This window comes from Anaerolineae bacterium, assembly GCA_014360855.1.
Classification (GTDB): Bacteria; Chloroflexota; Anaerolineae; order JACIWP01; family JACIWP01; genus JACIWP01.
The window spans coordinates 1-2,514 of sequence record JACIWP010000364.1 but is presented as its reverse complement, the minus strand read 5'-3'; the positions used below and the strand labels follow the sequence as shown (position 1 = coordinate 2,514).

Annotated in this window: 2 protein-coding genes; both read left to right on the top strand. The window is 63.5% G+C overall.

Annotation, left to right across the window (positions count from 1 at the left end):
* Positions 1 to 827, top strand: an 827-nt coding sequence (locus H5T60_14020; protein ID MBC7243549.1) for an ABC transporter permease, incomplete at its 5' end; no start/stop codon positions are given.
* Between the two features lie 42 nt (positions 828 to 869).
* Positions 870 to 2,514 (top strand): dipeptide ABC transporter ATP-binding protein (locus tag H5T60_14015; GenBank protein MBC7243548.1); only part of this gene is annotated, 1,645 nt, incomplete at its 3' end.

The window sequence follows — 2,514 nt, the reverse complement described above, 5'->3', positions numbered from 1 at the left end:
GGTTCAAAGAAAGTGTGGGGCTGATCTTTGCCTCCCCGACGGCTGTGTTAGGGCTGGTCATTGTGTTGACCTGGGTCTTCATCGCCGCCTTCGCGCCGTACCTGACCCACTATACGCCCTATGAACAGGACTATAAGAACATCAATAAAGGCCCCTCAGCCCAGCATATCCTGGGGACGGACCATCTGGGGCGGGATGTGTGGGCGCGCGTGGCCTTCGGCGCCCGGACCATCCTTTTGCTGGCGCCCATCTCAGTAGGGGTGGCGTTTCTGCTGGGGATGGTGTTGGGACTGCCGGCCGGCTATTTCGGCGGCTGGGTGGATGAGCTCGTGATGCGCATCCTTGACTCCATCATGGCCTTCCCCACCATCCTCTTGTACATGATCATCATTTCCGCAGTAGGTGCGTCCCCGGTCAACGTGGTCATCGCCATTGCTATCGGCGGCGCGCCGGGCATCGCGCGTCTCATCCGCGCTCTGACGCTGGACATCCGCACCCGCGAGTACATTGCCGCGGCGCGCCTGCGGGGAGATCGCCCCGTCCAAATCATGTTCCGGGAGATACTCCCCAACTGTCGCGGCCCGCTGATCGTGGATTTACTCTTGCGCATCGGGTATGCCGCCTTTTACATCGGTACGCTGGGCTTCCTGGGCCTGGGTCTGCCGCCGCCCACGCCCGATTGGGGCGGCATGGTGCAGGAAGGGCATAAGTTCATGACCACCAATGTCTGGCCGGTGCTTTCGGCGACGGTGGCCATCGTCACGCTGGTGGTAGGGTTGAACCTGTTCGCGGATGGCCTGCGCGAGGAGACAATGCGGTATCAGTAAGAGGCCGGCGCGTCCGCTATCACATCACGGGAAGAAAGGCCCATGAAGGAAGACCCGATCCTTTCTGTGCAGAACCTGGCCATCGCCTATAAGACCCGCAAGGGATACATTCAGGCGGTGCGGGATGTGAGCTTCGAGATCATGCCCGGGGAGAACCTGGGGCTGGTGGGGGAATCGGGCTGTGGCAAGAGCACCGTGGCCTATTCCCTGGTCGGATTCCTGGGCAGGAACGGCCGCATCACCAATGGGCGCATTATCTTCAAGGGGCAGGACATGCAGAGCCTGGACGAGAAGACCCTGCGGGAACTGCGCGGCGCCCATATCGCCATGGTCTATCAGGAGCCGATGTCCTCCTTGGATCCGACCATGCGCATCGGCCGGCAGTTGGCCGAGACGCTGGCCGCCCATACGGACCTGCCGGCAGAGGAGATTCGCCGGCGGTGCATCAAGGCCCTCGAGGACGTCTACATGCCGGAGCCGGAAAGCATCCTCGCCCGCTACCCGCATCAGCTCTCCGGCGGCCAACAACAGCGCGTCTGTATCGCCATGGCCATGCTCAACCAACCAGAACTGCTCATCATGGATGAGCCGACCACGGCCCTGGATGTCACGGTGGAGGCGGCTGTGCTGGACCTGGTGGCGGAACTGCAGGAGAAGTTCCGCACCGCCACGCTGTATATCAGCCATAACCTGGGCGTCATCGCGCGTGTGGCGGATAAGGTGGGCGTGATGTACGCCGGCGAGCTGGTGGAGCTGGCCCCCACCGAGCAGATCTATACCCATCCGCTCCACCCTTACACGGTCGGGTTGATGCGCTGTCTGCCGGATGTGGATGCGCCGCGCGGCACGCGCGAGATTCATCCCATCCCTGGGCGCGTGCCCTCGCCGGCCGAGGTGCCGGCCGGCTGTATCTTTGCGCCGCGCTGTGAGTATGCCGTTCCCGAATGCTCCGCCGGCCGGCCCTCTTTCCAGGAGGTCGCGCCGGGCCACTTTGCGCGATGCTGGCGGGCGCGCGAATGGCTGGAGAACCCGCTGTGGACCAAGAAGCCGGCGAAGTCGAGTACCTATGTCTGCGCCAAGCCGGAGAGCGAGGAACCGATACTCAAGGTCGAAAATGTGCGCACCTATTACCCCGTCCCATTTACCACGGTGCGCAGTCTCATCGGCCTGGAGAAACGGCGCTATGTGCGGGCGGTGGATGGGGTCAGCCTGTCGGTGGACTGCGGCTATACCCTGGGCATCGTGGGGGAGTCCGGGTGTGGGAAGAGCTCCCTGGCGCGCACCATCGTCGGCCTGGAGGCGCCCACGGGCGGCAAGATGGAGTTCCTGGGGATTGACATCTCGGACGAGCCGGTGGAGCGCCGCCGGCGCGAGGTGATCCGCCACCTGCAGATGGTGTTTCAGAACCCAGACGGGACGCTGAACCCCTCCTATACCGTGGGCGATCAGATCGCCATGTCGCTGAAGCGCTTCCGTGTGGTGCCGCCGAACGAGGTCTATGGTCGGGTGGTGCAACTACTGGAGGCGGTGAAGCTCAACGAGACCTATTACTACCGTCTGCCCCGACAGCTCTCCGGTGGGGAGAAACAGCGCGTGGGCATTGCCCGCGCCATTGCCTCCAACCCCAAGATGGTGATTTGCGATGAGCCGGTGTCCGCGCTGGACGTCTCGGTGCAGGCGGCGGTGC